The following is a 25,923-nucleotide window of genomic DNA, read 5'->3' on the forward strand; positions in this document are numbered from 1 at the left end:
GTGGCAGAACAGACAGCACCCCCCGTCATACGCGACGGCGCGGCACCGGCGAAGGCCGACGCGGCCGTCGTCCGCGACGCCCTCGGCGTCGGCGTCGCCGTCGGCCTCTCCGGGTTCGCCTTCGGCGTCACCTCGGCGGGCTCCGGCCTCAGCGTCCTCCAGACCTGCGTGCTCAGCCTGCTGGTCTTCACCGGCGCCTCGCAGTTCGCCCTCGTCGGCGCGCTCGCCGCGGGCGGCAACCCCTTCACGGCCGCCGCCGGGGCCTTCTTCCTCGGCACCCGCAACGCCTTCTACGGGCTGCGGCTCTCCCAGCTCCTCGCCCTGCCGAAGGCCGTCAGGCCGCTCGCCGCGCACTGGGTGATCGACGAGACCACGGCGGTCTCGCTCGCCCAGCCGTCCCGGCGTGCCGCGCGCATCGGCTTCACGGTCACCGGGCTCACCCTGTACGTCCTGTGGAACCTGACCACGCTGCTCGGGGCGCTCGGCGCCGAAGCGGTCGGCGACACGGCTGCCTGGGGGCTCGACGCGGCCGGTCCCGCGGTCTTCCTGGCGCTGCTCGCCCCCATGCTGAGGTCGGCGACCGAGCGGGCCACCGCGGGGATCGCCGTCCTGCTCGGCCTCGGGCTGCTGCCCGTGCTGCCCGCCGGCGTCCCGGTCCTCGCCGCCGCCCTCGCCGCGCCGGCCGTGCTCTGGTTCCAGGGCCGGAGGATGGGCCCCGCCGGACCGGAGGGCGCGCACGGGGCGGCCCACGACGGCGGAGCGGCCCGGACGGCCCGTACCGACTCAGCGGGCGGGACGGTCCGTGGCGACGCGGTATCCGGTCCGGTCCGTGGCGACGCCGCGGGCCGGGAGACGACGGCACAGGAGGACCCCCGATGAACGTCTGGATCGCGATCGGCCTGACCGCCGCCGGGTGCTACCTGGTGAAGCTGATCGGCCTGCTCGTACCCGCCGGAGCGCTGGAGCGACCGCTCGTGCAGCGGCTCGCGGCCCTGCTCCCCGTCGCCCTGCTCGCCGCGCTCACCGCACAGCAGACGTTCAGCGACGGAGGCTCGCTCGTCCTGGACGCCCGGGCCGCCGGCCTCGCCGCGGCCGGCGTCGCGCTCGTCCTGCGGGCCCCCTTCCTGGTCGTCGTCGGTGCGGCCGTCGTCGTCACGGCGGGGGTACGGGCCCTGGGCTGGTGACCTCGGGACCGTACGGACATCCGCCTGGACGCCTGGACGCCTGGACGCCTGGACGCCCGGACGCCCGGGAGGTCCGGCGGGGCCCTCGTGTCAGTCGATGGGGCGTCCGTGGGCGCGGAGGGTGCGCAGGGCCTCGACCGTGACGATCGGGCGCCACTCCAGGGCCGAGCCGGGCGCCCAGGCACGCCAGCGGATCGGCCAGCCGCCGTCCTCCTGCTGGCCGGCCGCGAGCCCGTCGAGCGAGCGGGCCATCTCCTCGTCCGTGAACCAGTGGGCGGCCAGCGAGTCCGGCACGCGCGCGTAGTCGTGCGGGAAGTGGTGCTCGCCGGGCGCGTACCCGTCCGCGACCGGGAAGTCGTCCGGCCGGTCCGGGTCGAGGACGGCGAGGCGCTGCTCCCTGACCAGTCGGCCGAGCCGGTCGGCGGCGGCCTGCGCGCGCGAGCGGTCCGGCGCCCCGTCGAGGAAGGCGACGGCGGCCTGGACCTCGTACGGATGGGTCTTGTCCAGCGCCTCGACGGCCGCCCAGCAGAACTCGGTGGCCCGGAAGAGCCAGGCGTGCCACACCTGATTGCGGTGCAGCAGCCCGACCACGGGTCCGGTCGAGAGCAGGGCGCCCGGCGGGGAGTCGACGACCGGGACGAACGGCGCCGAGGGATAGCCGCGCTGGGAGGGGTGGATCGCCGGGAGCGCGCCCTCGTGCGTCGACACCTCCGTGAGGTAGCGGCAGATCCGCTCCACGCGCAGTCCGCCGCAGCGGCCGATGGAGTCCAGGACCCGCAGCGCGTGCGCGGTGTGCAGGGGCTGGCTGACCGGTCCGCGGAGATCGGGTTCGAGCGCGTGGCCGTAACCGCCGTCCTCGTTGAGGTGGGCGAGAAGGGCCGTCTCGACCTGGTCCGCGCCACCGCGGAGGAAGTGGTAGGCGAACCGGCGCTGTTCGAGGACCCGGGCCGTCAGCCAGACGAAACGCTCGGCACGCGCCATGGGAGTCGCGGGAGGGGAGGAGAGGGGTTTTTCGGCCATGCTCCGACCGTAGGGCGGAAAGTCGCGGTGACAAGACCTGTGGGCCGGGCTGCACTCTTGGGAGCGGGATACTGGGGTCATGCGGTTGACGATTTTCTGGGAACGGATGGCCGACCACTTCGGTGCGTCCTATGCCGAGTCCTTCGCGCGGGACCATGTGATGGCCGAACTCGGCGGGCGGACGGTGCGGGACGCGCTGGACGCCGGCTGGGAGGCGAAGGACGTGTGGCGGGCCGTCTGCGCGGCCGTCGACGTACCGGCCGACAAGCGGTGATCTCCCGGCGAACGCCGGGGTGACAAACGGCGATGTGCGGGGCCCCGGGTGGAATGTCCGGGCGGTGCGCGAGACTGGCGGGGTGGCCCCGACTCACGACACCGACAAGACAGCTCCGACCGACGAGACGGATCGGACCGATCCGCCGGCTCCCGCTCCCGTTCCGGCGGGCCCGGCGGCCGGCGGTGCCGGCGGTACCGGTGGAGGAACCGGCGGCGGCGCCGCGTCCTCGGCTCCGGCGGCGCGGATGCCGCGCTGGCTGCCCCGGGCGCTCGTGCTGGCCCTCGCGCTCTACTCCTGTTTCCTGCTGGGCAACTGGGCGTTCCACCAGCTCGTCGGCCTCCTCGTCAACATCCTGCTCGCCTTCTTCCTCGCCCTCGCCATAGAACCCGCCGTCGGGCGGATGGCGGCGCGCGGGATGCGCCGGGGCCTCGCGACCTTCCTGGTCTTCTTCGTCGTCCTGGTCGCGGGTGTCGGCTTCGTCGTCCTGCTCGGGTCGATGCTCGCCGGCCAGATCGTCGACATGGTCGAGAACTTCCCCAAGTACCTCGACTCGCTGATCAACTGGATCAACCAGAACTTCCACACCGACCTCTCGCGGGTCGAGGTCCAGGACAGCGTGCTCAGCTCCGACTGGCTGCAGAAGTACGTGCAGAACAGCGCGTCCGGAGTCCTCGACGTCTCGGCCACCGTGCTCGGCGGCCTGTTCCGGCTCCTGACGATCTTCCTGTTCTCGTTCTACTTCGCCGCCGACGGGCCCCGGCTGCGGCGCGCCCTCTGCTCCGTCCTGCCGCCCGCCCGCCAGACCGAGGTCCTGCGGGCCTGGGAGATCGCGGTCGACAAGACCGGCGGCTATCTGTACTCGCGCGGCCTGATGGCCCTCGTCTCGGGCGTCGCGCACTTCGTGCTCTTCGAGATCCTCGGCGTGCCGTACGCCCCCGCGCTCGCCGTGTGGGTCGGCCTGGTCTCGCAGTTCATCCCGACGATCGGCACCTACCTGGCCGGTGCGCTGCCGATGCTGATCGCCTTCACCGTCAACCCCTGGTACGCGCTGTGGGTGCTCGGCTTCGTCGTGATCTACCAGCAGTTCGAGAACTACATGCTCCAGCCGAAGCTGACCTCCAAGACCGTGGACATCCACCCGGCGGTGGCCTTCGGCTCGGTCATCGCGGGCACGGCGCTCCTCGGCGCGGTCGGCGCGCTGATCGCCATCCCGGCCGTCGCCACCCTCCAGGCGTTCCTGGGCGCGTACGTGAAGCGGTACGACGTCACGGACGACCCGCGCGTCCACGGCCACCGGAGGTACGGCGAGGCGGTGGTCGCCCGGCTCCAGAAGGCCCTGCACCACAAGAAGGAGTCCGCCGCCGAAGAGCCCCCGGCAGAGGAGTCCCCGACGGGGCGGTCCTGACCGGTCCCGGCCGCGCCGCGTGTGGCGGTCAGAGGTACGAGGGGCGGTCAGAGGTACGAGGGGCGGGTCACCCGGTGCCGGAAGGCGTGCCAGGTCCATGCCTGGACGGCCACCAGGAGCGGGGTGACGACGAGCAGGGCGGGCACGAGCAGGCCGAGCGTGGCCGGGTCCGCCGCCCGCTCGGCCAGCGGGAGCGCGGTGCCGGCCCCGAGCGGCAGCCCGCCGAGCAGGACACCGGTGAGCGCGAACGACTGCCACGGGCGCCCGGCGCGTCCCACGAGCCGCCGGGCCCGCTCGTACGGCGCCCCCGTGAGCCGGAGCGAGGCGAAACCCAGCCCGTGCGCGGCGAACAGCGCGGCCACCGCGAGGGCGGTGAGGACGGCCGTGGGGCCGGTCGCGGGGGCGTACGGCCGTCCGGTGAGCAGGGCCGCGAGCAGCCACCCCCAGGCGAGCGCCACGGCCCAGCTCCCGCACGCCACGGCCGTGTCGCAGCCCGCGCGCCAGCGGGGCCCCGGGCCCCGGCCGCGCGACCAGAGCCCCACGTCCCGGACGATCCAGCCGGTCAGGAGGGCCACCAGGACCGGGAACTGGCCGCTCATGAGCTCCCCTTCCAGGGCCGGGAAGCAGCCGACGAGGACGCCGGCGGTGGCGACCAGCCAGACCTCGTTGCCCAGGAAGAACGGGGCGAAGGAGGCGAGGACGAGACGCCGCTCGCGGTCGTCCCGGCCGAGCCAGGGGGTGAGCATGCCGGTGCCGATGTCCGCCCCGGCGAGCACGAACCAGCCCGTGGCGAAGAAGGCGAGCAGGGCGATGGCCAGGGTCTCCACGGGGGCTCCTCGGGCGTTCCTCGGTGGTGCGGGGCGGTGTCAGTAGCGGGGGGCGGGCAGCTCGTCGGCGGGGTCGGGCGTCCCGTCCGCCGCGGCGTCGGGCCGCTCGTCGTGGCCGAGGCCGTACTCGACGGGGCCGCGGCGGGCGTGCCGGGCGAGGAGCCAGGCGTTGAGCAGGGCGAGCAGGACGAAGACCGTGGTGAAGACGGTGAGGGAGAGGCGCATGGTGCCGGGGGAGAGGTCCGAGACCGCGTCCTCCGTCCTGAGGAGCCCGTAGACCACCCAGGGCTGCCGTCCGGCCTCCCGGAAGACCCAGCCGGCGATCATGGCGAGATAGGGCAGCGGTACGGCCGCCATCAGGACGAGGTGCCAGAGCCGGAACCGGAAGACGACCTTCTTGAAGCAGGCCAGGATCACCCCGGCGAAGCACAGGTACATCATCAGGGCGAAGCTGATCAGCATCACGAGCCCGCCGCCCCGCGTCCACGCCTCCGAGGGCACGTAGTCGCCCGGTCCGAAGCGGTCCGTCATCTCCGCCTGGAGCCGCGCGATCTCGGCCGCCTTCCCGCTGAACACGGCCGACTTCATCGGCTGGAAGGTGGCGAGGGTGCCGAACTGGAGCCCGCCGAAGACCGCCGCCGCCATCAGCGCCGGCGCCGACACGAACACCCCGATCCGCAGGCTGCGACCGAAGAACTCCCACTCGGGGGTGCGCCGGAAGAGGTGGTACGCGCTCACCCCGGCCATGAAGAACCCGGCGGTGAGCAGTGCGCCCGCCACGACGTGCCCGAAGGCGAGGAGAGCCGAGGGATTGGTCAGGACCGCGACGGGGTCGTCGAGGACCAGCTCGCCGCCCTCGGAGCGGTACCCCACGGGGTGGTTGAGGAAGCCGTTGGAGACGAGGATCCAGTACGCGGAGAGGTAGGCGGTCAGCACGACGACCCAGATCACGGCCAGGTGGGCCCAGCGGTTGAGCCGGTTCCAGCCGAAGATCCACAGGCCGAGGAAGGTCGACTCGACGAAGAACGCCACGATCGTCTCGACGGCGAGCGAGGCGCCGAGGACGTTGCCCGCCTCGTGGGTGAGCCCGCTCCAGGCCATGCCGAACTGGAACTCCATCACCAGGCCGGTGACGATGCCGACCGCGTAGTTGATCACGTACAGCTGGCCCCAGAACCGCACCATGCGCGCGTGCAGAGGCTTCCGGCTCAGGGTGGCCCTGGTCTGGAGCACGGCGACGACCGTCGCGAGCCCCAGGGTGAGGGCGACGAAGAGGAAGTGGCCGCCCGCGGTGAGGGCGAACTGAAGCCGCGCGAGATCGAGTACGTCCTGATTCACACCGTCAGCGTCGGCGTACGGTCAGGTGCCCGGCATCACCCCGGGGAGGACACCCGCCGTACCCCAGGAGTTGTGCCGGCCCTCGCGCGCGTACCCCGTGAGTCGTTCTCTCGACCCCTGTCCCCTAGGGGGCGGGGGTCCGGGCCCTGCGAAGACGTCAGGCCAGCCAGCCGGGGGTGATCATGCCGGACTCGTACGCCAGGATCACCAGCTGCGCCCGGTCCCGAACGGCCAGCTTGGTCATGATGCGGCTGACATGGGTCTTCGCGGTGGCGGGGGAGAGGACGAGCCGGCCGGCGATCTCGTCGTTGGACAGGCCCGCCCCGACGAGGCCCAGCACTTCGCGCTCCCGCTCGGTCAGCGCGTTCAGCCGCGGGCTCGGGTCAGGCCGGCGCTCGGCCCGCCCGGCGAACTCGGCGATCAGCCGGCGGGTCACCGTCGGCGAGATCAGGGCGTCGCCGCGCGCCACGACCCGTAGCGCGTGCAGCAGTTCCATCGGCTCGGTGTCCTTCACGAGAAACCCCGACGCGCCCGCGCGCAGCGCCCCGTACACGTGGTCGTCCGCGTCGAACGTGGTCAGGATGACCACCCGGACCCCTTCGAGACGGTCGTCGGCCGTGATGCGGCGCGTTGCCTCCAGCCCGTCCAGGACCGGCATGCGGATGTCCATCAGGACGACGTCCGGGCGCAGTTCACGGGCGAGCCCGATCGCCTGCTCGCCGTCTCCGGCCTCCCCGACGACCTCGATGTCCTCCTCGTCCGACAGGATCGACCGGAAGCCGGCCCGGACCAGGGTCTGGTCGTCGGCGAGCACGACGCGGATCATCGGGAGTCCCCTTCGGAGGCGGTGGGTGAGACGGGTGGTTGCTCGGGTTCGGGTGTTCCCGGTGGGGTCACGGGCAGCCGGGCGTCCACCAGGAAGCCGCCGTCCTCGGCGTTCCCGGCGGTGAGTTCCCCGCCGAACGCGCGGGCCCGCTCGGCCATGCCCCGGATGCCACTGCCCAGCGGGCGGCCCTCCGGCGCGCCCGCGCCGTCGTCCGCGATCCGCAGCCGTACCGCGTCCGCGCCCCAGTCGAGGGTGACGAGCACGGTCCCCGCGCCCGCGTGGCGGGTCACGTTCGTCAGCGACTCCTGCACGATCCGGTACGCGGCCAGGTCGACGGGCGGCGCCAGCGGCACGGGGCTGCCGGTGACGCTCGTCCGGACGTCGAGACCGGCGCTCCGGGCCCGTTCGACCAGGTCGCCCAGGAGGGCGAGACCGGACGAGGCCGGGGCCGTCGGAGTGGCCTCGTCGGCCCGCCGCAGCATCCCGAGGGTCGCCCGCAGCTCGCGCAGCGCGTCCTTGCTGGTGGCCTTCACCGCCTCCAGTGCCTCGGTGGCGGTGACCAGCCCGGCCTCCGGAGCCGGACCCTTGCCGAGCCGGTGCAGCGCGGCGCCGGACTGGACGTTGATCAGCGAGATGCTGTGGCCCAGCACGTCGTGCACCTCCCGGGCGATCCGCAGCCGCTCCTCGGTGGCACTCTGCCGCGCCCGCGCCTCCTGCTCCCGCTCGGCGGCGAGCGCCCGCTGCTCCACCTCGTGCAGATAGGCGATCCGGGTCCGCTGGGCCCGTCCCACGGCGACGAGGCTGATCAGCCAGCCGGCCAGCATCGCCAGCGACGTGTCGTCGATCTGCCGGTGCCCGGGCTGCTGCCGGATCTCACCGAGCCCCACCGCGAGCAGCGTCACGGCGGCCAGCGCCACGGCGGCGGCGAACCGCCCCTCGGCGGCGGTCGTGTACAGCGCCAGCGCGAAGGCGATCATCAGCGGGCCGTCCTGGGCGGACAGCGGGTAGTAGACGACGCAGGCCAGCAGCGTGACCACCGCGACGGCGACAGGCTGCCTCCGCCGGAAGTACAGCGCCCCGCAGCCCACCAGGATGAGCGCCCAGCCGAGCACCGAGCGCACCACCGGCTCACTCGCGTACCGCGCCGACACGAGCGTCCAGACCGCGACGACCAGCAGCACGACACCCGCCACAAGGGCGTCGGCGGCCCGCTGCGACGGGCGGCCGCCACCGGGGGCGCGGAGGGGGAGGGGCATGCGTCGAAGGATAGGCGCCGGGCGGGAGGACGGGGCCGCTTCGGGGGTGGCCGCGGTCTCGGCGGGCGGCTCGGGCGCGGTGTGCGGGTCGGACCCGGTCTGTGGGTCGGGCCGGTCTCTTCGGACTCCGGCGTGGTCTGGGCTCGGGCCCGGTCTTCGCTCTCCGGCGCGGGCTCGGCCTGGTCGGAGGCGCGGGTGGGGCCTGCGGCTCGACTCGGATCGGAGGCGCGGGTCTCGTCCGCGGCCCCGACGCCCGGTCGGGCTGCTCGGCGGCGGGGAAAGGGTGGCGGTCGTTGCCGGTGGTGGTGGGCGGCCAGTAGCGTCGTGGCGCCGGAGTGGGCGACGACCGGGAATGCCCGGGTGCCAGGGGGTGGGCGGGGTGGCCGAGCGCGACGTGGAGCTGGACGACGGGCGCAGGCTGCACGTCTACGACACCGGGGACGGCGGCTCCCGCGCCACCGGGGACGGCGGCTCCCGCGCCACCGGGGACGGCGGCTCCGGCGGCGGGCTCGTCGTCTTCTGGCATCACGGGACGCCGAACATCGGCGCGCCCCCCGAGCCCCTGTTCCCGGCCGCGGCACGGCTCGGCATCCGCTGGGTCTCGTACGACCGCCCCGGCTACGGCGGCTCCACCCCCCCACCCGGGACGGGACGTCGCGTCGGCCGCCGCCGACGCGCGCGCCGTAGTCGACGCGCTGGGCGTCGGCCGCTTCGCGGTCATGGGGCACTCCGGCGGCGGCCCCCACGCGCTCGCGTGCGGCGCCCTGCTGCCGGACCGGGTCATCGGCGTGGTCGGCGTGTCCGGGCTCGCCCCGTACGACGCCGAGGGGCTCGACTGGTTCGCGGGGATGACGCCCTCCGGCGTGGCGGCCCTGCGCGCCGCGGCGGCCGGGCGGACGACGAAGGAGACGTACGAGGCGACCGCCGCCTACGACCCGGAGATGTTCACCCCCGCCGACCATGCGGCCCTCGCCGGCGACTGGTCCTGGTTCGACGACGTCGTCGGCCCCGCCATGGCGTCCGGCCCGGGCGGCCTCATCGACGACGACCTCGCCTACGTCGCTCCCTGGGGCTTCGACCCCGCCCGCATCGCCGCCCCGGTCCTCCTCCTGCACGGGGGCCAGGACCGCATCGCCCCCGCTCCCCACGCCCGCTGGCTCGCCGACCACTGCCCCACCGCCGAACTCCGCCCCACCCCGCCCGACGGCCACATCTCCGCCCTCCGAGGCGCCCCGGACGCACTGAAGTGGCTCGCGGGGCTCGCGTCCCTCTGAGCGCCCAGGGAGCAGCGTGCCGCCGGCCTCGTCCACTTCGGCCTGGAGCCGCCCGTGGAGGGACACGGTAGGCGGACATCCGGGGGTAGGCGGAGTGGCGGACCGGGGTCGTCGGGTGGGCGTGGTGCGCTTGACAGTGAAATCGAACATCCATTCTGATGGAGGTCCGGCCCTTGGGATTACTGGGTTGTCGACGAGTTGTCCACAGGTCGGAGGGGACGCCGGGGCCCATTGTCAGTGGCAGGGGTTAGCGTCTTTCACATGAAGCGATCGACTCAAGCAAACCGGGTGGAACCCATGGCAGGAACCGACCGCGAGAAGGCGCTCGACGCCGCGCTCGCACAGATTGAACGCCAATTCGGCAAGGGCGCCGTGATGCGCATGGGTGACCGCGTCCAGGAGCCGATCGAGGTGATCTCCACCGGATCGACCGCCCTCGACATCGCCCTCGGCGTCGGCGGCCTGCCGCGCGGCCGTGTCGTGGAGGTCTACGGCCCGGAGTCCTCCGGTAAGACGACCCTGACCCTGCACGCCGTGGCCAACGCGCAGAAGGCCGGCGGTCAGGTCGCCTTCGTGGACGCCGAGCACGCCCTCGACCCCGAGTACGCCAAGAAGCTCGGCGTCGACATCGACAACCTCATCCTGTCCCAGCCGGACAGCGGCGAGCAGGCCCTTGAGATCGTCGACATGCTGGTCCGCTCCGGCGCCCTCGACCTGATCGTCATCGACTCCGTCGCCGCGCTCGTCCCGCGTGCGGAGATCGAGGGCGAGATGGGTGACTCGCACGTGGGTCTGCAGGCCCGTCTGATGAGCCAGGCGCTCCGGAAGATCACCGGCGCGCTCAACCAGTCCAAGACCACCGCGATCTTCATCAACCAGCTCCGCGAGAAGATCGGCGTGATGTTCGGCTCGCCGGAGACCACGACCGGTGGCCGCGCCCTGAAGTTCTACGCCTCGGTGCGCCTCGACATCCGTCGCATCGAGACCCTCAAGGACGGCACGGACGCGGTCGGCAACCGCACCCGCGTCAAGGTCGTCAAGAACAAGGTCGCGCCCCCCTTCAAGCAGGCCGAGTTCGACATCCTCTACGGCCAGGGCATCAGCCGCGAGGGCGGTCTGATCGACATGGGCGTCGAGCACGGCTTCGTGCGCAAGGCCGGCGCCTGGTACACGTACGAGGGCGACCAGCTCGGCCAGGGCAAGGAGAACGCCCGCAACTTCCTGAAGGACAACCCCGACCTCGCCGACGAGATCGAGAAGAAGATCAAGGAGAAGCTGGGCGTCGGCGTCCGGCCCGAGGCCGCGAAGACCGAGGCCGCGGCGGACGCGGCGGGCGCCGCCGACACGGCCGGCGCGGACGACGCCAAGACCGTCCCGGCACCTGCGACCAAGACCGCGAAGGCGACCAAGGCCACCGCGGTCAAGAGCTGAACCGGTGACCGGTCGCACCGAATGGCCGGGTGACAGCCCCGACTCGTCGAGGGCCGAGAAGGAGCTGTCACCCCAGGATCCGGCTGAGCGGGCGCGGGCGATCTGCCTGCGCCTGCTCACCGGGACCCCCCGCACGCGCAAGCAGCTCGCCGACGCGCTGCGCAAGCGGGAGATCCCCGACGACGTGGCGGAGGAGATCCTCTCCCGTTTCGAGGACGTCGGACTGATCGACGACGCGGCTTTCGCGGGAGCCTGGGTGGAGTCCCGCCACCACGGCCGGGGCCTCGCCCGCCGGGCCCTCGCCCGGGAGCTGCGTACCAAGGGTGTCGAGCCGAGCCTCATCCAGGAGGCGGTGGGCCAGCTCGATTCCGAGCAGGAGGAGGCCACGGCGCGCGAGCTCGTCGCCCGCAAGCTGCAGGCCACCCGCGGTCTCGACCGCGACCGGCGTCTGCGTCGGCTCGCGGGAATGCTCGCCCGCAAGGGATACCCCGAGGGCATGGCCCTCCGTGTCGTCCGCCAGGCGCTGGAGGCCGAGGGCGAGGACACGGAGGGGCTGGACGAACCGTTCTGATCTTCCGGGGGGGGAGAGAGAGAGGGCGCGGGGGAGAGACTTGCCGATCTCCAGGGGGGGCAGGCGTGCTGATCCTCGGGGGTGGCGCCAGGCGTGCTGATCCTCCGGAGTGGCGCTAAGCGGGCTGATCTTCCGGGGGCAGGCGGGCTGAGGTCTCGGGGGTGTCAGGTGCGGGTGGCGGGGAGGAGGACCGGGAGGCCAGCCGCCTTCCATGCCTGGAAGCCGCCGATGAGGTCGGTCGCGCGGTGCAGGCCGAGACGGCGGAGTGACTCGGCGGCGAGGGAGGAGGCGTAGCCCTCGTTGCAGAGGACGACGACCCGGAGGTCGTGGCTGTCCGCCTCGGCCGCGCGGTGGCTGCCCAGGGGGTCGAGCCGCCACTCCAGTTCGTTGCGTTCCACGACCAGCGCGCCCGGGATCAGCCCGTCCCGTTCCCGCAGGGCCGCGTAGCGGGTGTCCACCAGGAGCGCGTCACCCGCCTCGTGGGCGGCGCGGGGCTCGATCCGGTCGATGCCGGACCTGACCTGCTCCAGGAGCTCGTCGATGCCCACGCGTCCGGTGTCCACACGTCCGGTGTTCAAGCGTCCTGTGTCCGCTCGTGCAGTATCCGTGCGTCCGGTGTCCGCTCGTGCGTGGCCCACGTGTTCGGCTTCCGTTGTCGTCTCGCCCGCCGCCGTGTCGTCTGCTGACGTCGTGTCAACCGCTGTCGTGTCGCTCACTGCCAGTCCTCCGGACGCTCGACCTGCTCAAGACGGAGTACCGCGCCCGTCCGGCTGAACCGTCGGATCAGCGGGAGCGGCGGGTAGTAGGCGTGCACCGAGACCGCGTGGGTGTCGCGGGACTCGTTGAGTACCTCGTGGACGTGATGGCGGCCGAAGGCCCGGCCCCGGCCTTCCGTCAGTAGGCGGGAGCGGTCGAGGCCGTCGTCCAGTTCCAGGGTCTTCCAGCCGCTCGCGGGCAGCCGGACCGCGAGCGCGTTCTCGGTCAGGGTGCCGCGCGCGGTGGCGAAGGCGCCGAGGGATTCGGCGTGGTCGTGCCAGCCGGTGCCGGTGCCGGGCGGCCAGCCGATGAGCCATGCCTCGCTGCCGCCGGGGCCGTCGAGGCGTACCCAGGTGCGGCCTTCGGGGTCGAGCGGCAGCGAGTCGACGAGTTGCCGGTCGGCGGCCGTGCGGCGCACGAAGTCGAGCAGGTCGGCCGCCGTCGGCCCGGTGGAGTCGGCCGGCCCCGTGGAGTCGGTGGAGCCGGTGGGGGTAGTGGCGGTGGCGGCAGCCCTGGAAGGCGTACGGGCCGGAGTGGTGGCGGGCGTACCGGCCGGAGGCGCGGCGGGTGGCGGGGCGTTGGGGGTGGTCGAGGGGGTGGGAGAGGGTGCGGAGGCGCGTGGGGACACGGGTGACCGTCCTGAGGTTCGCGAAGAGCGCGCGACGGCTCACGGCGCCGCGGACATGCGTCGGCGGCGGGGCGCGCGCGAGGAAGGGGCGAGATCAGCAGGAAGGGCGACACACGCAGCCCGCGTAGCGGACGAGGTCCATGTGGACCCTCCGCCACAGGCGCGCATAGGTGTCGGTCACGCTCCGGAGTACACCATGCGCGCCCGCGGGAATCAATGCATGTCCGCCGTACGGTCGGCGGCGACGGGCACTTCGGCGGGCTCCTCGGCGGTGGGGGAGCCGCCACGGGTCGCGTCGGCCGCCGCGTACAGCTCCTCCGGGAGGACGCCGGAGAACGAGGCGGCGAGGTGGCCGTCGGGCCGCACGAGCAGGACCGCGTGGGCCGGGGCGCCGGGGTACGCCTCGGTCACCAGGACCTCGGCCTTCACCGGCAGGGCGCGGACCGCTTCTTCGAGCCGGGGCATGACTCCCGCGCTCCGCCAGTGGCGCCGGTCCCACACGCCGGTGCCGGGGGCGACGAGGACCACGAGGAGCCGGCCCTGACCGAGGCGGTCCCGGAGCCGTACGGTCGTGCCGTCCGGGGCGGTCACGCGGACGTCCTCGACGGGGGCGCCCGGCGGAGTGCCGACCGGTGTCAGGCCGTCGGTGTGCGGAGGCGCGAGGGGGGAGTGCGGGTAGGCGGGGGGCGCGCCGAGCGGGCCGCGCCCCACGTGCCCCTCGGTCAGCAGGGCGTCGTGACCCCGGGTCGACCCGGGGAGGTACGTCCGCAGGCCCCCTCCGCCGCGCAGCGCCGGGAGCGACTGGTCGGCGGCGCGCAGCCGGGAGGCGACGGCCGTCCGCCGTTCGCTCTGGTAGCTGTCGAGCAGCCGGTCGGAGGCGCCGTGGTGCCAGGTGAGGGCGAGTTTCCAGGCGAGGTTGTCGACGTCCCTGAAGCCCTCGTCGAGGCCCTGGGTGCCGACCGCGCCGAGCAGGTGCGCCGCGTCCCCGGCGAGCAGGACGCGGTCGACGCGCCAGCGGCGGGCGAGCCGGTGGTGCAGGGTGTGGACACCGGTGTCGATGAGCTCGTACGGGGGTGTCACTCCGTCGCACCAGCCGGCGAGGGTCTCGCGGATCCGGGCGACCAGCGCGTCCGGGGTGACCAGGTCGCCGCGGGGCGGGAGCAGCCAGTCGATCCGCCACACGCCGTCGGGCAGCGGGCGGGCGGTGATCTCGTCCGGAGCGCCCCGCCACGGCGGTTGGCGGTGCATCAGGGCTTCGCCGGGCCAGGGGAGTTCGGTGCGCAGGGCGGCGACGGCGTGCCGTTCCACCGCCGTGCGGCCGGGGAAGCGGATGCCGAGCAGCTTGCGTACGGTCGACCGGGCGCCGTCGCAGCCGACGAGGTGGCTGCCGCGCCACCAGGTGCCGTCCGGGCCGCGGGTGTGGGCGGTGACCCCGTCGGGGTCCTGCTCGATGGTGTCGAGGCGGGCGTCGGTGACGAGCCGGATCAGCTTCTCGCGGCTGATGGCGTCGCGCAGGCCGCGGGCGAGGGCGTGCTGGGGGATGTGCAGCGGGGCGGCCGGAGCGGCGGGCGCGTCCGGGTCCTCGGCCCACTCCTCCGTACCGCTGAGTCCCAGGTCGAGGGGGAGGTGGCGGATCAGCCGGCCGCGGCGCATGCTGCGCCAGCCGACCCAGCGGACCCCCTCGTCACGGAGGGTGGTGCAGCCCAGGCGCTCGACCATCGCGGCCATGTCGGCGCGCAGCAGGACGCTGCGGGCGGGGCGGGGCTCGTCCTTGCCCGAGCCCTCGTCGAGGACGATGCTGGGCACGCCCTGCGCGGCGAGCGCGAGGGAGAGCGCGAGGCCGACCGGCCCCGCGCCCACGATGATCACCGGGTCCACGGCGCGGCTCCTGTAGGCCGGACGGTCATGGGGGCAGCACAGCTGAGTGTGGCACGAGCCCGGTGGTTGATCACAGACCGTATGCAACCCACTGAGGGTGCTTGCGTCAAGCGACGGGGTGGGCGCGGTGCGGTCGACATCACGTCGGTACCGCTTCGGCCCACCCCTGGTGTCCCACTGGCCCCTTCGGGGTCAGGCGCCGCTGACCGCCTCCGACTTCGCTTCGGGGGCTCCGGCCTGGGCCGGAAGGGTCACCGCACCGGACTTCCGGCCGCGCCGCAGCCGCTGCTCCAGCCGGCCCGCGAAGCTGGTGAGGGCGAAGTTGATGCCGATGTAGATCAGTGCGATGACCGTGAGGGTGGCGATGGTGTTGGCGCCGTAGTTGGCCGTGATCTGCCGGTTCTGGCTGAGCAGCTCGGCGAAGCCGAGCATGGCGCCGCCGAGCGCGGTGTCCTTGACGATCACGACGAGCTGGCTGACCAGGGCGGGCAGCATGACGGTCACGGCCTGCGGGAGCAGGACGTACAGCATGGTCTGGCCCTTGCGCAGGCCGAGCGCGACGGCCGCGTCGCCCTGACCCCGGGGCAGCGAGAGCACGCCGGCCCGGACGACCTCGGCGATCACCGAGGCGTTGTAGAGCACGAGGCCGGTGACGACCGCGTACAGCGGGCGGAAGTCGGAGCTGACGGTCGTGAACTCCTGGTATGCCTGGCTGGCGAACATCATCAGGAGCAGCACCGGGATGGCGCGGAAGAACTCCACGACCGCGCCGACGGGCACGCGTACCCAGCGGTGGTCGGAGAGCCGGCCGATGCCCAGGGCGGCACCGAGGGGCAGCGCGATCACGATGGAGAGCGCGGCGGCCTTGAGGGTCTCGGTCAGGCCGGGCAGCAGATACGTCGTCCAGACCTCGGAGTCGGTGACGAACGGGCTCCACTTGTCCGCGTCCAGCTGGTTCTTCTCGGCCAGGGCGGCGAGCACCCACCAGGCCACCAGGGCCAGGACCGCCAGGAAGGCGATCGTGTAGACGACGTTGCGCCGCTTCGCGCGGGGGCCCGGGGTGTCGTACAGGACGGAGCTCATCGCTTCACCGCCAGTCGCTTGGCCGCCCAGCCCAGGATGAGGCCGGTGGGGAGGGTGAGGACGATGAATCCGAAGGCGAAGACCGCGAAGACCGCGAAGAGCGCGTCGGCCTCGTTCTCGATCATCTCCTTCATCAGGACCGCCGCCTCGGCGGCGCTGATCGCGGACGCCACGGTGGTGTTCTTGGTGAGGGCGATCAGGACGTTGGCGAGCGGCGTCACGGCGGCGCGGAATGCCTGCGGGAGCACCACCAGGGTGAGGACCTGGGTGAAGCTCAGGCCCAGCGCGCGGGCGGCCTCGGCCTGGCCCGGCGGGACGGTGTTGATGCCCGAGCGCAGCGCCTCGCAGACGAAGGTGCCGGTGTAGGCGACGAGTCCGAGGACCGCGAGCCGGAAGCCGATGCCCTCGGAGCGCTCACCGCCGAGGGTGATGCCGAGGGTCTGGTTGAGGCCCAGCAGGCAGGCGACGAGGACCACCGTCAGCGGAGTGTTCCGGACGATGTTGACGTAGGTGGTGGCGAAGCCGCGCATCACCGGGACCGGGCTGACCCGCATGCCGACCAGGGCGGTGCCCCAGATCAGCGAGCCGATCGCCGAGTAGAGGGCGAGTTGCGCCGTCACCCAGAAGGCGCCGAGCAGGTCGTACTGCCCGGAATCAAGAAAGTCGAACACGATGCCCCGCGCTCTCCCCTGGTGGTCGGTCGGTGTGGAGGCCGCCGCGTGGGCGGCGGCCGGTGCCGGTGCGCGGCCGCCCCTGTCCGGGGCGGCCGTCACGGCCGAGGCGGGTCAGGTCAGTTCTCGACCTTCGGCGCGGCCTCGTACTTGTAGCCCGAGGGGCCGAAGTGCTGCTTGACGAGCTTCTCCCACGTGCCGTCGGAGACCATCTTCTCCAGGGCCTTGTTGATCTTGCCGCGCAGCTCGTCGTCGCCCTTCTTGACGCCGATGCCGTACTTCTCGTCGCTCATCCGGAGACCGGCGAGCTTGAACTTGCCCTGGTGCTCCTTCTGCGAGGCGTAGCCCGCGAGGATGGAGTCGTCGGTGGTCAGGGCGTCGACGGCCTTGTTCTCCAGGCCGGTCAGGCACTCGGAGTAGCCGCCGAGCTGCTGGAGGTCGGCCTTCGGGGCGAGCTTCTCCTTGACGTTCTGCGCGGAGGTCGAGCCGGTGACCGAGCAGAGCTTCTTGGAGTTGAGGTCCTCGACCTTGGTGATCGAGCTGTCATCGGCGCGCACGAGCAGGTCCTGGTGGGCCAGGAAGTACGGACCGGCGAAGTCGACCTCCTTCTTGCGCTTGTCGTTGATCGAGTAGCTGGCGACGACGAACTTCACGTCACCGCTCTTGATCAGGTTCTCGCGCTCGGCGCTGGGCGCCTGCTTGAAGTTGATCTTGTCCTCGGCGTAGCCGAGCTCCTTGGCGACGTAACGGGCGACGTCCACGTCGAAGCCGGCGTAGGTGCCGTCCGGGGTCTTCAGGCCCAGGCCGGGCTGGTCGAACTTGATGCCGACGGTGATCTTGTCACCGTTGCTGCCCGAGTCCGAGCCGCCGCCACAGGCGGTGGCGGTCAGCGCGAGGACGAGGGCGGCCGCGGCGGCGGCGGGGGTGCGACGAAGCTTCATCGAGGAATGTCCCTTGGTCTAGAAGTGAGTTGGGAAGAATAGATCCGAACTCGCTCAGTGGTGAAGGATCTTGGAGAGGAAGTCCTTGGCGCGGTCGCTGCGCGGGCTGCTGAAGAACTCCTCGGGCGACGCCTGTTCGACGATCTTCCCGTCGGCCATGAAGACGACCCGGTTGGCGGCGGAGCGGGCGAAACCCATCTCGTGGGTGACGACCACCATCGTCATGCCGTCCCGGGCCAGCTGCTGCATGACCTCCAGGACCTCGTTGATCATCTCGGGGTCGAGCGCCGAGGTCGGCTCGTCGAAGAGCATGACCTTGGGGTCCATGGCGAGGGCGCGGGCGATCGCCACGCGCTGCTGCTGGCCGCCGGAGAGCTGCGCCGGGTACTTCTCCGCCTGGGTGCCGACGCCGACCCGGTCGAGCAGGGCGCGGGCCTTGGCCTCGGCGGCCTTCTTCTCCGTCCTGCGGACCTTGACCTGACCCAGCATCACGTTCTCGAGCACCGTCTTGTGCGCGAAGAGGTTGAACGACTGGAAGACCATGCCGACGTCGGAACGCAGCCGGGCGAGCTCCCGGCCCTCCTGCGGCAGCGCCTTGCCGTCGATGGTGATGGTGCCGGAGTCGACGGTCTCCAGCCGGTTGATCGTGCGGCACAGCGTCGACTTGCCGGACCCGGACGGTCCGATGACGACCACGACCTCGCCGCGGGTGATCGTCAGCTCGATGTCCTGGAGGACATGCAGTGCGCCGAAGTGCTTGTTCACGCCGGACATGACGACCAGGTCGTCCGCGGCGCGCGGGGTGTCCTCGGGACCCTTGGACACAGACTCTCCGCTCATCGGGCTCTTGCTCCGTCCTCCTCGGTTGGGGAGGACACTAGAGACCCGATGTGACGAGCGTCATCACATCTGAGCGGAAATTGAGGATAACGATCCGGCTGCGACCGGACACGGCGGGTGAAGACGGTGCCCCGGGCCGTACCGGCTGCATAACGGAAACGGCGTCGTCACAGGGGGACACTTGACTGTGGCACCGATGTTCGGTGTTCATGCCCTGGTGCCACCTGGTACACAGAGAGCCGCCGAACGACAGATCACCACGGAGGAGGTACGTATGCGACTGCTGCTCGTCGAGGACGACGACCATGTCGCCGCCGCCCTCTCCGCGATCCTCGCCAAGCACGGTTTCACCGTCACCCACGCCCGCAGCGGCGAGGAGGCGCTCCAGGCCGTCCTGCCCACCGCGCAGGGCGACCGCCCGTCGTACGGCGTGATCCTGCTCGACCTCGGCCTCCCCGACCAGGACGGCTACCAGGTCTGCGGCCGCATCCGGAAACTCACCACTACCCCGGTCATCATGGTGACCGCCCGCGGCGACGTACGCTCCCGGATCCACGGGCTCAACCTCGGCGCCGACGACTACGTCGTCAAGCCCTACGACCCCGGCGAGCTCCTCGCCCGGATCCACGCCGTGAGCCGGCGCAACGCCGGACCCGAGGAGACCGCCGGCGCCGCCGACGGAACGCAGCTGCGCCTCGGCACCGTCACCGTCGAGCTGCCCACCCGCCGCGTCAGCGTCGACGGCGAGGCCGTCGCCCTGACCCGCAAGGAGTTCGACCTGCTCGCGCTCCTCGCCCAGCGGCCCGGGGTCGTCTTCCGCCGTGAACAGATCATCAGCGAGGTCTGGCGCACCAGTTGGGAGGGGACCGGCCGCACCCTGGAGGTGCACGTCGCGTCCCTGCGCTCCAAGCTGCGGATGCCCGCCCTGATCGAGACCGTGCGGGGCGTCGGCTACCGCCTCGTCGCCCCCGCCCCGTAACCCCCGGATCCCCGACTCGTGCGCACCCGACTCCTCCCGCTCCTCATCGTCCTGATGGCCGGAGTACTCCTCGCCCTCGGCTTCCCGCTCGCCGCCAGCCTCGCCGCCTCCGAGCAGCAGCGGGTCGTCGTCGACCGGCTCGACGACGCCGCCCGCTTCGCCGCCCTCGCGCAGTTCGTCAGCGAGAGCAGCCCCGGCACCGACGAGCGGCGCGCCACCCTCGGCGGTGAACTCGCCAGCTACCACGACGTCTACGGCATCCGGGCCGGGATCTTCTACCGCGACAACCGCGCCATGGTCGCCGCCCCCGAGGACTGGGTCGTCCCGTACGAAGGGGAGGGCCGGCGCGCCTTCAACGAGTCGCTCGTCGGCCGGCGCAGCCACGACCCGCCGCAGGTGTGGCCGTGGCAGGGCAACGCGCGGCTCACCATCGCCTCCCCGGTCGTCCGGGACGGCGACGTTGTCGCCGTCGTCGTCACCGACTCGCCCACCGGGCAGCTCCGTCTGCGCATCCTGCGCGGCTGGCTGCTGATCTTCGCGGGCGAGGCGGCCGCGATGCTCCTCGCGGTCGGCGCCGCCTTCCGGCTCACCGGCTGGGTGCTGCGGCCGGTGCGCGTCCTCGACTCCGTCACCCACGACATCGCCACCGGACGCATGAACTCCCGGGTCGCCGCGGCCGGCGGGCCCCCCGAACTGCGGCGCCTCGCCCGCTCGTTCAACGAGATGGCCGACAACGTCGAGGAGGCGCTCGAACAGCAGCGGGCCTTCGTCGCCGACGCCTCCCACCAGTTGCGCAACCCGCTGGCCGCGCTGCTCCTGCGGATCGAACTGCTCGCCATGGAGCTTCCCGAGGGCAACGAGGAGATCGCCTCCGTACGCACCGAGGGCAAGCGCCTCTCACAGGTCCTCGACGACCTCCTCGACCTGGCCCTCGCCGAGCACGCCGCCGCCGAGCTCCGGCTCACCGACGTCGGCGGGCTCACCGCCGAGCGGGTCGCGTCCTGGCGGCCGGTCGCCGAGGACAAGGGCGTCCTGCTCTCCGGCACGTGCGCGCCCGTCACGGCCTGGGCGGACCCGGTGGCCCTCTCCAGCGCCCTCGACGCGGTGATCGACAACGCGCTGAAGTTCACCCCCGCCGGCGAGGAGGTCGCGGTCTCGGTCGCGGCGTCCGCGGGCGGGGAGGGCGTCGACGTCGTCGTCGCCGACCGGGGGCCCGGACTCACCGAGGACGAGCTGGCCCGGGTCGGCGACCGCTTCTGGCGCTCGGGTCGGCACCAGAACGTCAAGGGTTCCGGCCTCGGCCTCTCCATCACGCGCGTCCTGCTGACGGCGGGCGGCGGCGGCATCGCCTTCGCGCCGAACGAGCCCCATGGCCTGCGCGTGAAGGTCACCGTCCCCCGCCACGCTCCCGCCGACCGGGACCGTGACCGGGACCGTGATCGGGAGCCCGGGGGCGCGTCAGGTCAGCGCTTCACGGAGCGGTAGCGGTCCACGGCCCGCGCCGGAAGTGGCTCCGGTCGGTCGTGCCGGTACGCGGCGGGCGCCGCAGGCTCAGGGCTTCACCGAGCGGTAGTAGCGGCGGGCGCCCTCGTGGAGTGTGAGGGGCTCGGTGTAGACGGCGGTACGGAGGTCCACGAGCTGGGCCGGGTGGACCTTGCTGCCGATGAGGTCACGGCTCCTGATCACGGTCCGGGTGAAGCCCTCCACCAGGTCGGCATCGGCCTTGTCCGTGGTGACCAGGAGGTTCGCCACCGCCAGTGTCTCGATCGGCCGGCCGTCCTGCGCCTTCGTGTACGCGTCGGCGGGGATCACCGCGGACCGGTAGTGGCGGGTCGACCCGCCGACGTCGTGCAGTCGGTCGACCAGGCGCGCGTCCAGCGGGATGAGGCGGATCTTGAGCCGCTCGGACAGGGTCTGCACCGCCAGGGTGGGCAGGCCGCCCGACCAGAAGAAGGCGTCGAGCTGTCCCCGCTCCAGGAGGTCGGGCATGGTGTCGATGCCCGCCGAGACCGGCTCGATGTCCCGGACGGGCGCGATGCCCGCCGCCGCGAGCACCCGGTCGGCGATCAGCCGCACGCCGGACCCGGCCTGGCCGACACCGACCCGCAGCCCGCGCAGGTCCTGGACCCGCTGGATCGAGGAGCCCTTGCGCACCACGAGCTGGACGTAGTCGTCGTAGAGCCGGGCGCAGCCGCGCAGCCGCTCGAAGCCGGGCCTGCGCTCCCGCTGGTACTGGGCCACCGCGTCGGCCGTGGCGACGGTGAAGTCGGCCTCGCCCGAGGCCACCCGGGCCAGGTTCTGCTGCGAGCCCTCGCTGTCGGTGAGCCGTATCGACACCTCGGGCAGGTCCTGGGCCAGTGCCTGCTTGAGGAGCGCGCCGTACCGCTGGTAGACGCCGGTGGGGACACCCGTGCTGAAGGTGACCGTGCCGCTCGGCGCGGGCGGACCGAAGGGAACCAGCCACCACACCAGTACCCCGCACAGCGCGAGCAGCGCGGCCGACGCCGCCAGGACACGGCGGCGGGCGGCACGGGAGAGCGAGGCGAGCATGGAGGGATCCTGCCAGCTCACCGCCGTTCCTGGCCAGGCTCGGCCGGGCGGTGGGCTGCCGCCCGGGTGTCGCCGGGCTGCCGTCCGGGTGTCGCCGGGGTCCCGCGCGGGACCCCGGCGGGCGGGACCGGCCGTGGCATCGGGGGCCGGCGAGGGCCCGGGGCCGATGCGCACGGGCCGGACACGGGCCCGAGCCGGTCGTGGCCCCGGCCTCCTCCGCCCCGGGCCGGCGAGGGCCCGGCCCGGATGCGGCCCCGCCGGTCGTGGGCCGGTCCCGTCAGTAGGCGAAGCCGGACTTGCCCGTCATGGTCGTGGCGACGTGGGTGATGCCGCTGCCGGGCGGCAGCGCCACCGTGGTGCCGGTGGGGTTGGTGGTCGAGCCGTCGCCGAGCTGGGCGGCGGCGTTGGCACCCCAGCCGATCACCGAGCCGTCGTCCAGCGCGGCCACCGTGAAGTCGGCGCCGCCCGCGATGCTCTGGACGCCCTTGAGGCTGTCCAGGACGACCGGTGTGGTGCGGTTGGCGTTCGTGCCGTCACCGAGCTGACGGTCGGTGTTCTTGCCCCAGCCGGCCAGGCTGCCGTCGTCGAGGACCGCGAAGCCGGACGCCGAGGTGGCGAAGATCCTGGCCACGGCGTCGAGGTAGGCGACGTCGACGGGCTTGTTGCTGTCGGCGGTGGAGTCGTTGCCGAGCTGGCCCTCGGCGCCCTTGCCCCAGGACTTGACCGTGCCGTCGGCGGTGAGCGCGAGAACGTGGTCGCAGCCCACGGCGACGGACTCGACGTCCGCGAGGTCGGGGACCTTCTGCGGGGTCTCGCGGGTGGTGTTGTTGCCCGTGCCGAGCCGCCCGTTGTCGCCCTTGCCCCACGTCCAGACCGTGCCGTCCTGACGGAGCGCGACGCTGAAGTCGCACCCCGCGCCCACGTCCTTGACCTTGTCCAGGCTCTGCACGGGGATCGGGGTCTTGTACGGGTTGGTCGTGTCCTGGCCGGTGCCCAGCTGCTTGGAGGCGTTGCTGCCCCAGGCGAGGACCCGGCCGCCCTTGACGGCGAGGACGTGGTTGAGGCCCGCGGAGACCTCGCTGACGCCGGAGAGGCCCGCGACGGTCGCCGGGAAGGACTGGGCGGTGATGGTGCCGTTGCCGAGCTGGCCGGTGGCGTTGGAGCCCCAGCTCTTCACCGTGCCGTCCTTGAGGAGGGCGACGGCGAAGGGGTTGGCGGCAGCGGCGGCTCCGCCTCCGCCGCCGGAGAGCTCGCGCACGTCGTCGCGGGTGATGCCGGTGACGGCCGCGGGGGTCTGCTGGGCGAGGACGCTGCCGTTGCCGAGCTGGCCCTGGGCGTTCTCGCCCCAGGCGCGGACCCAGGGGTCGGTGCCGGCGGCGGCGTGGGCGGGGAGGCCGGGGAGGGCGGCCGCGGCGGCCGCCGTGAGGGCGGCGAGGAGGGTGCTGCGCAGGGTGGGGGACATCTGCGGAACCTTTCGGGGTTCAGTAGGCATAGCCGGTCTTCCACGCGGCGGCGCTCGCGAGGCGGGTCGTGCCGCTGCCCGGGGGCAGCGCGACGACCGGGGACAGGGAGGGGGTGGTGGTGCCGTCGCCGAGCTGGCCGACGTCGTTCCCGCCCCAGGCGAGGACGGACTGGTCGTCCAGCACGGCGAGGGAGAAGTCGTAGCCCCCGAGCAGGCTGGAGACGCCGCTCAGCGCGGGCACGGGGACGGGGGTGGTACGCCTGACGTTGGTGCCGTCGCCGAGCTGGCCGGACCAGTTCGCACCCCAGGCACGGACGCTGCCGTCCGCCAGGAGGGCGAGGTTGTGGTACGGCCCCGCGAAGATCTCGGTGACGTCGTCGAGGTGCCGGACGTCGACGGGGGAGGAGCTGGGATCGGTGGTGTCGTTGCCGAGTTCGCCGTTGCCGCCGCGGCCCCATGCCTTCACCGTGTGATCGGCGGTGAGGGCCAGCACGTGCCGGCATCCCGCCCGGACCGACACGACGTCCGTCAGGCCGGGCACCCGCCGGGGGGTGCTGCGGTCGGTGGTGGTGCCGTCGCCGAGTTGGCCCTCGTGGTTCCGGCCCCAGGCCCACACCGTTCCGTCCTCGCGCAGGGCCACGGCGAACTGGCAGCCCGCCGAGACGGTCCTGACCTTGTTCAGGCTCTGGACGGCGACGGGCCGGGTGGCCGGTTCCGCCGAGTCGGGGAGACCGTTGCCGAGCTGGCCGTAGGCGTCGTTGCCCCAGGCCAGCACGCGACCGTCCCTGACGGCGGCGGCGAAGTCGAGCCCCGCCGCGATGTCGGAGACGCCGTGGAGGCCGGCGACGGCGGCCGGGAAGGACCGGTTGGCGGTGCTGCCGTCGCCGAGCTGGCCGTTGACGTTGCCGCCCCAGGACTCGACGGTGCCGTCGCGCAGCAGGGCGAGGGCGAAGACCTGGTGGGTGGTCCAGCCGCCGCTCGTCACCTCGGTCACGTCGTCGCGGGCGAGGCCCGTCACGGCCGTGGGTGTGAGCTGGTCGAGCGTGGAGCCGTTCCCGAGCTGGCCCGAGTTGTTCTGGCCCCAGGCCCGTACCCAGGGGTCACGGGGTTCGGCGTGGACCGGGGTGGTGGCGAGCACCGCCAGACCGAGGGCGGCGGCGAGACCCCGTATCAAGGTGTACGTCATCGGAGCGCACCCCGGTTCAGTACGCGTACGTCGTGTTGCCGCCCAGGGAGACGGCCACCGCCTTGATCGCCGAGCCCTCGTTGAGGATCTTCACCGACTCGTACCGGGAGACCGTCGTGCCGTTGCCGAGCTGCCCCTCGCCGTTGTGGCCCCAGGTGAAGACGTCGTCGGCGGTGACGGCGACGCCGTGGCGGGCGCCGGCGGCGAGATGCTGGACGCCCTCCAGGCGCGGGATCTCGACGGGCGCGGTGCGGTTGGTGCGCGAGACGTTGTCGCCGAACGCCTCGTCGCCTTCCAGGAGCTGGCCGTACTGGTTGTTGCCCCAGCCCCAGACGTGGCTGTCGCTGGTCTTGACGTAGTTGTGGAAGGCGCCCGCCTCGATGTCGGAGACGCCTTCGACCCAGTCAACGTCGACGGGGAGGGTGGCGGACTTGGTGGAGGAGTTGCCGAGCTGGCCGTAGAGGTTGTAGCCCCACGACTTGACCGTGTCGTCGGCGGTCAGGGCGAGGGCGTGGTGGCAGCCGGCGTCGACTTCCACGATGTTCTCCAGGCCCGTGACCTGCCGGGGTACGGAGCTGGTGGCGCGGCTGCCGTTGCCCAGCTGGCCGTGGATGCCGCGGCCCCAGGCGTACACCTTGCCGTTCTCCAGGAGGGCGAGGCTGAAGTCGCAGCCGGCCGAGATCTGTTTGACCTTGGGCATGCCCTGGACGCGGTCGGGGACGGTGCGGCTGTCGCCGGTGCGGTTGTTGCCGAGCTGGCCGTAGGCGTTGTCGCCCCAGGAGTAGACCTGGCCGGAGGTGTCGAGGGCGAGGGCGTGCTTGCCGCCGGCCGCGATGTCCTTGATGTTGGCCAGGCGCGGGACGGTGGTGGGCACGGCCTGGTTGGTGTTGCCGCCGTTGCCGAGCTGGCCCGAGGAGTTGTGCCCCCAGGACTTGACCGTCTTGTCGGTACGGGCGAGGACGAACGAGTCGGCCGACGAGGTGCCGCCGGCCGAGACCTGGTCGACGTCGCCGCGGAAGAGGCTGGTGACCGAGGACGGGCTGAGGCTGTCGGACAGGGTGCCGTTGCCGAGCTGGCCGGTGCGGCCCGCACCCCAGCTCAGCACGGTCGGGTTGCCCTCGTTGGCGCTCGCGGCCGGGGCGAGCGCCGGAACGGCGGTCAGCGCGGCGGCGGCCGTGAGGACGGCGGCGGCCGCCAATGGCCGCCGGGGGAAGGGGGGACGCAGGGGACTGCGGCGTGTACGGGACATGGCTCTGCTCTCCTTCGACGGGGACACACGGGAGCGCTTGCGCCCGGGGCGTCCCGGTGGCCCCGCGGGGAGGGCGGGGACAGGCGGGCCGGGGCCGGGTGCGGGTCATGCGGACAGGCCGTGCCGGGCCTTCGGGCATGGGGCGCCCACGGCCGGGTGCGGCGGCCGGGACGGGCCGCCGGGCACATGAGCAGACTGGCCGAGAACGATCACCACGGCGAGCGGGACCCGCTGAAACACCCGTCTGACGGACGTCCGTTCGGGGTGGTGCCTCGGGGGGCGCGTTCGGCT

25 protein-coding genes and 1 pseudogene are annotated in these 25,923 nt (G+C 72.9%); 9 read left to right on the forward strand and 17 right to left on the reverse strand.

Features of this window, described 5'->3' with window-relative positions:
* Positions 1-879, forward strand: coding sequence for an AzlC family ABC transporter permease (locus ACFVZH_RS31420; protein ID WP_384902626.1), 879 nt, complete (start codon positions 1-3; stop codon positions 877-879).
* Positions 876-1,184: an AzlD domain-containing protein gene (locus tag ACFVZH_RS31425; RefSeq protein ID WP_384902627.1), complete on the forward strand. Its 309-nt coding sequence runs from the start codon at positions 876-878 to the stop codon at positions 1,182-1,184. The genes ACFVZH_RS31420 and ACFVZH_RS31425 overlap by 4 nt, the downstream gene beginning before the upstream one ends.
* Positions 1,185-1,274: 90 nt before the next feature.
* Here ACFVZH_RS31425 and ACFVZH_RS31430 read toward each other — a convergent pair whose 3' ends face one another.
* Positions 1,275-2,204: a hypothetical protein gene (locus ACFVZH_RS31430; protein WP_384902629.1), complete on the reverse strand. Its 930-nt coding sequence runs from the start codon at positions 2,202-2,204 to the stop codon at positions 1,275-1,277.
* Between the two features lie 79 nt (positions 2,205-2,283).
* Here ACFVZH_RS31430 and ACFVZH_RS31435 point away from each other — a divergent pair, with 79 nt between their 5' ends.
* Together ACFVZH_RS31435 and ACFVZH_RS31440 are read left to right on the forward strand one after the other, a co-directional pair.
* A complete protein-coding gene (locus tag ACFVZH_RS31435) occupies positions 2,284-2,478 on the forward strand; it encodes a DUF3046 domain-containing protein (protein ID WP_030692366.1) in 195 nt (64 codons plus the stop codon).
* 247 nt (positions 2,479-2,725) lie between these two features.
* Positions 2,726-3,886 carry an AI-2E family transporter gene (locus ACFVZH_RS31440; RefSeq protein WP_384902709.1) on the forward strand — a complete coding sequence of 387 codons (1,161 nt, stop codon included), beginning with the start codon at positions 2,726-2,728 and terminating at the stop codon, positions 3,884-3,886.
* A 47-nt stretch (positions 3,887-3,933) separates the two neighbouring features.
* Here ACFVZH_RS31440 and ACFVZH_RS31445 read toward each other — a convergent pair whose 3' ends face one another.
* The 4 genes from ACFVZH_RS31445 to ACFVZH_RS31460 form a co-directional block, all read right to left on the reverse strand.
* On the reverse strand, positions 3,934-4,713 hold the full coding sequence (locus tag ACFVZH_RS31445; protein WP_384902632.1) for a cytochrome d ubiquinol oxidase subunit II: 780 nt from the start codon (positions 4,711-4,713) through the stop codon (positions 3,934-3,936).
* A gap of 39 nt (positions 4,714-4,752) precedes the next feature.
* Entirely contained in the window at positions 4,753-6,051 is a 1,299-nt protein-coding gene (locus ACFVZH_RS31450; protein WP_384902634.1) for a cytochrome ubiquinol oxidase subunit I, read from the reverse strand.
* Between the two features lie 157 nt (positions 6,052-6,208).
* Positions 6,209-6,877, reverse strand: a complete 669-nt coding sequence (locus ACFVZH_RS31455) for a response regulator (RefSeq protein ID WP_384902636.1) — start codon at positions 6,875-6,877, stop codon at positions 6,209-6,211.
* On the reverse strand, positions 6,874-8,133 hold the full coding sequence (locus ACFVZH_RS31460) for a sensor histidine kinase (protein ID WP_384902638.1): 1,260 nt from the start codon (positions 8,131-8,133) through the stop codon (positions 6,874-6,876). Before ACFVZH_RS31460 ends, ACFVZH_RS31455 begins: the two co-directional genes overlap by 4 nt.
* A gap of 352 nt (positions 8,134-8,485) precedes the next feature.
* Here ACFVZH_RS31460 and ACFVZH_RS31465 point away from each other — a divergent pair.
* The 3 genes and pseudogenes from ACFVZH_RS31465 (at position 8,486) to recX (ending at position 11,409) form a co-directional block, all read left to right on the forward strand.
* Positions 8,486-9,407 (forward strand): annotated as a pseudogene (locus ACFVZH_RS31465) (alpha/beta fold hydrolase).
* A 297-nt stretch (positions 9,408-9,704) separates the two neighbouring features.
* Positions 9,705-10,838 (forward strand): recombinase RecA, encoded by a 1,134-nt coding sequence (recA, locus tag ACFVZH_RS31470; RefSeq protein WP_384902640.1) that lies wholly within the window; start codon positions 9,705-9,707, stop codon positions 10,836-10,838.
* 4 nt (positions 10,839-10,842) lie between these two features.
* Complete coding sequence (recX, locus tag ACFVZH_RS31475) at positions 10,843-11,409, forward strand: recombination regulator RecX (RefSeq protein WP_384902642.1); 567 nt, start codon at positions 10,843-10,845, stop codon at positions 11,407-11,409.
* 164 nt (positions 11,410-11,573) lie between these two features.
* Here the strand turns inward: recX and ACFVZH_RS31480 are convergent, their stop codons facing one another.
* The 8 genes from ACFVZH_RS31480 to ACFVZH_RS31515 all read right to left on the reverse strand — a co-directional run bounded on the left by ACFVZH_RS31480 (position 11,574) and on the right by ACFVZH_RS31515 (position 18,206).
* Complete coding sequence (locus tag ACFVZH_RS31480; RefSeq protein ID WP_384902644.1) at positions 11,574-11,987, reverse strand: rhodanese-like domain-containing protein; 414 nt, start codon at positions 11,985-11,987, stop codon at positions 11,574-11,576.
* A gap of 134 nt (positions 11,988-12,121) precedes the next feature.
* A complete protein-coding gene (locus ACFVZH_RS31485; protein WP_384902647.1) occupies positions 12,122-12,793 on the reverse strand; it encodes a cysteine dioxygenase in 672 nt (223 codons plus the stop codon).
* 94 nt (positions 12,794-12,887) lie between these two features.
* A complete protein-coding gene (locus ACFVZH_RS31490) occupies positions 12,888-12,974 on the reverse strand; it encodes a putative leader peptide (protein ID WP_315986099.1) in 87 nt (28 codons plus the stop codon).
* Positions 12,975-13,006: 32 nt separating this feature from the next.
* Positions 13,007-14,671, reverse strand: a complete 1,665-nt coding sequence (locus tag ACFVZH_RS31495; RefSeq protein WP_384902649.1) for an FAD-dependent monooxygenase — start codon at positions 14,669-14,671, stop codon at positions 13,007-13,009.
* A gap of 192 nt (positions 14,672-14,863) precedes the next feature.
* The gene (locus tag ACFVZH_RS31500; protein WP_384902651.1) at positions 14,864-15,754 is read right to left on the reverse strand and encodes an amino acid ABC transporter permease; all 891 of its coding nucleotides are present in this window, start codon (positions 15,752-15,754) and stop codon (positions 14,864-14,866) included.
* On the reverse strand, positions 15,751-16,425 hold the full coding sequence (locus ACFVZH_RS31505; protein ID WP_384902653.1) for an amino acid ABC transporter permease: 675 nt from the start codon (positions 16,423-16,425) through the stop codon (positions 15,751-15,753). The genes ACFVZH_RS31500 and ACFVZH_RS31505 overlap by 4 nt, the downstream gene beginning before the upstream one ends.
* Positions 16,426-16,544: 119 nt before the next feature.
* Complete coding sequence (locus ACFVZH_RS31510) at positions 16,545-17,366, reverse strand: glutamate ABC transporter substrate-binding protein (protein WP_384902655.1); 822 nt, start codon at positions 17,364-17,366, stop codon at positions 16,545-16,547.
* 54 nt (positions 17,367-17,420) lie between these two features.
* Positions 17,421-18,206 (reverse strand): amino acid ABC transporter ATP-binding protein, encoded by a 786-nt coding sequence (locus tag ACFVZH_RS31515; protein WP_384902657.1) that lies wholly within the window; start codon positions 18,204-18,206, stop codon positions 17,421-17,423.
* A 274-nt stretch (positions 18,207-18,480) separates the two neighbouring features.
* Between ACFVZH_RS31515 and ACFVZH_RS31520 the strand changes: the two genes are divergently transcribed.
* Both ACFVZH_RS31520 and ACFVZH_RS31525 read left to right on the forward strand, forming a co-directional pair.
* Positions 18,481-19,185, forward strand: coding sequence for a response regulator transcription factor (locus ACFVZH_RS31520; RefSeq protein WP_384902659.1), 705 nt, complete (start codon positions 18,481-18,483; stop codon positions 19,183-19,185).
* A gap of 18 nt (positions 19,186-19,203) precedes the next feature.
* Complete coding sequence (locus ACFVZH_RS31525; protein ID WP_384902661.1) at positions 19,204-20,670, forward strand: ATP-binding protein; 1,467 nt, start codon at positions 19,204-19,206, stop codon at positions 20,668-20,670.
* A gap of 66 nt (positions 20,671-20,736) precedes the next feature.
* On the opposite strand, the gene ACFVZH_RS31530 is transcribed toward ACFVZH_RS31525, so the two are convergent.
* The 4 genes from ACFVZH_RS31530 to ACFVZH_RS31545 form a co-directional block, all read right to left on the reverse strand.
* Complete coding sequence (locus tag ACFVZH_RS31530) at positions 20,737-21,735, reverse strand: TAXI family TRAP transporter solute-binding subunit (RefSeq protein WP_384902710.1); 999 nt, start codon at positions 21,733-21,735, stop codon at positions 20,737-20,739.
* 277 nt (positions 21,736-22,012) lie between these two features.
* Positions 22,013-23,197, reverse strand: coding sequence for an RCC1 domain-containing protein (locus ACFVZH_RS31535; RefSeq protein ID WP_384902663.1), 1,185 nt, complete (start codon positions 23,195-23,197; stop codon positions 22,013-22,015).
* Between the two features lie 19 nt (positions 23,198-23,216).
* Complete coding sequence (locus ACFVZH_RS31540) at positions 23,217-24,383, reverse strand: RCC1 domain-containing protein (RefSeq protein ID WP_384902665.1); 1,167 nt, start codon at positions 24,381-24,383, stop codon at positions 23,217-23,219.
* Positions 24,384-24,399: 16 nt separating this feature from the next.
* Positions 24,400-25,632 carry an RCC1-like domain-containing protein gene (locus tag ACFVZH_RS31545; RefSeq protein ID WP_384902667.1) on the reverse strand — a complete coding sequence of 411 codons (1,233 nt, stop codon included), beginning with the start codon at positions 25,630-25,632 and terminating at the stop codon, positions 24,400-24,402.
* Positions 25,633-25,923 lie beyond the last annotated feature (291 nt).

It is taken from the genome of Streptomyces sp. NPDC059534, assembly GCF_042743475.1.
Taxonomy (GTDB): Bacteria; Actinomycetota; Actinomycetes; order Streptomycetales; family Streptomycetaceae; genus Streptomyces.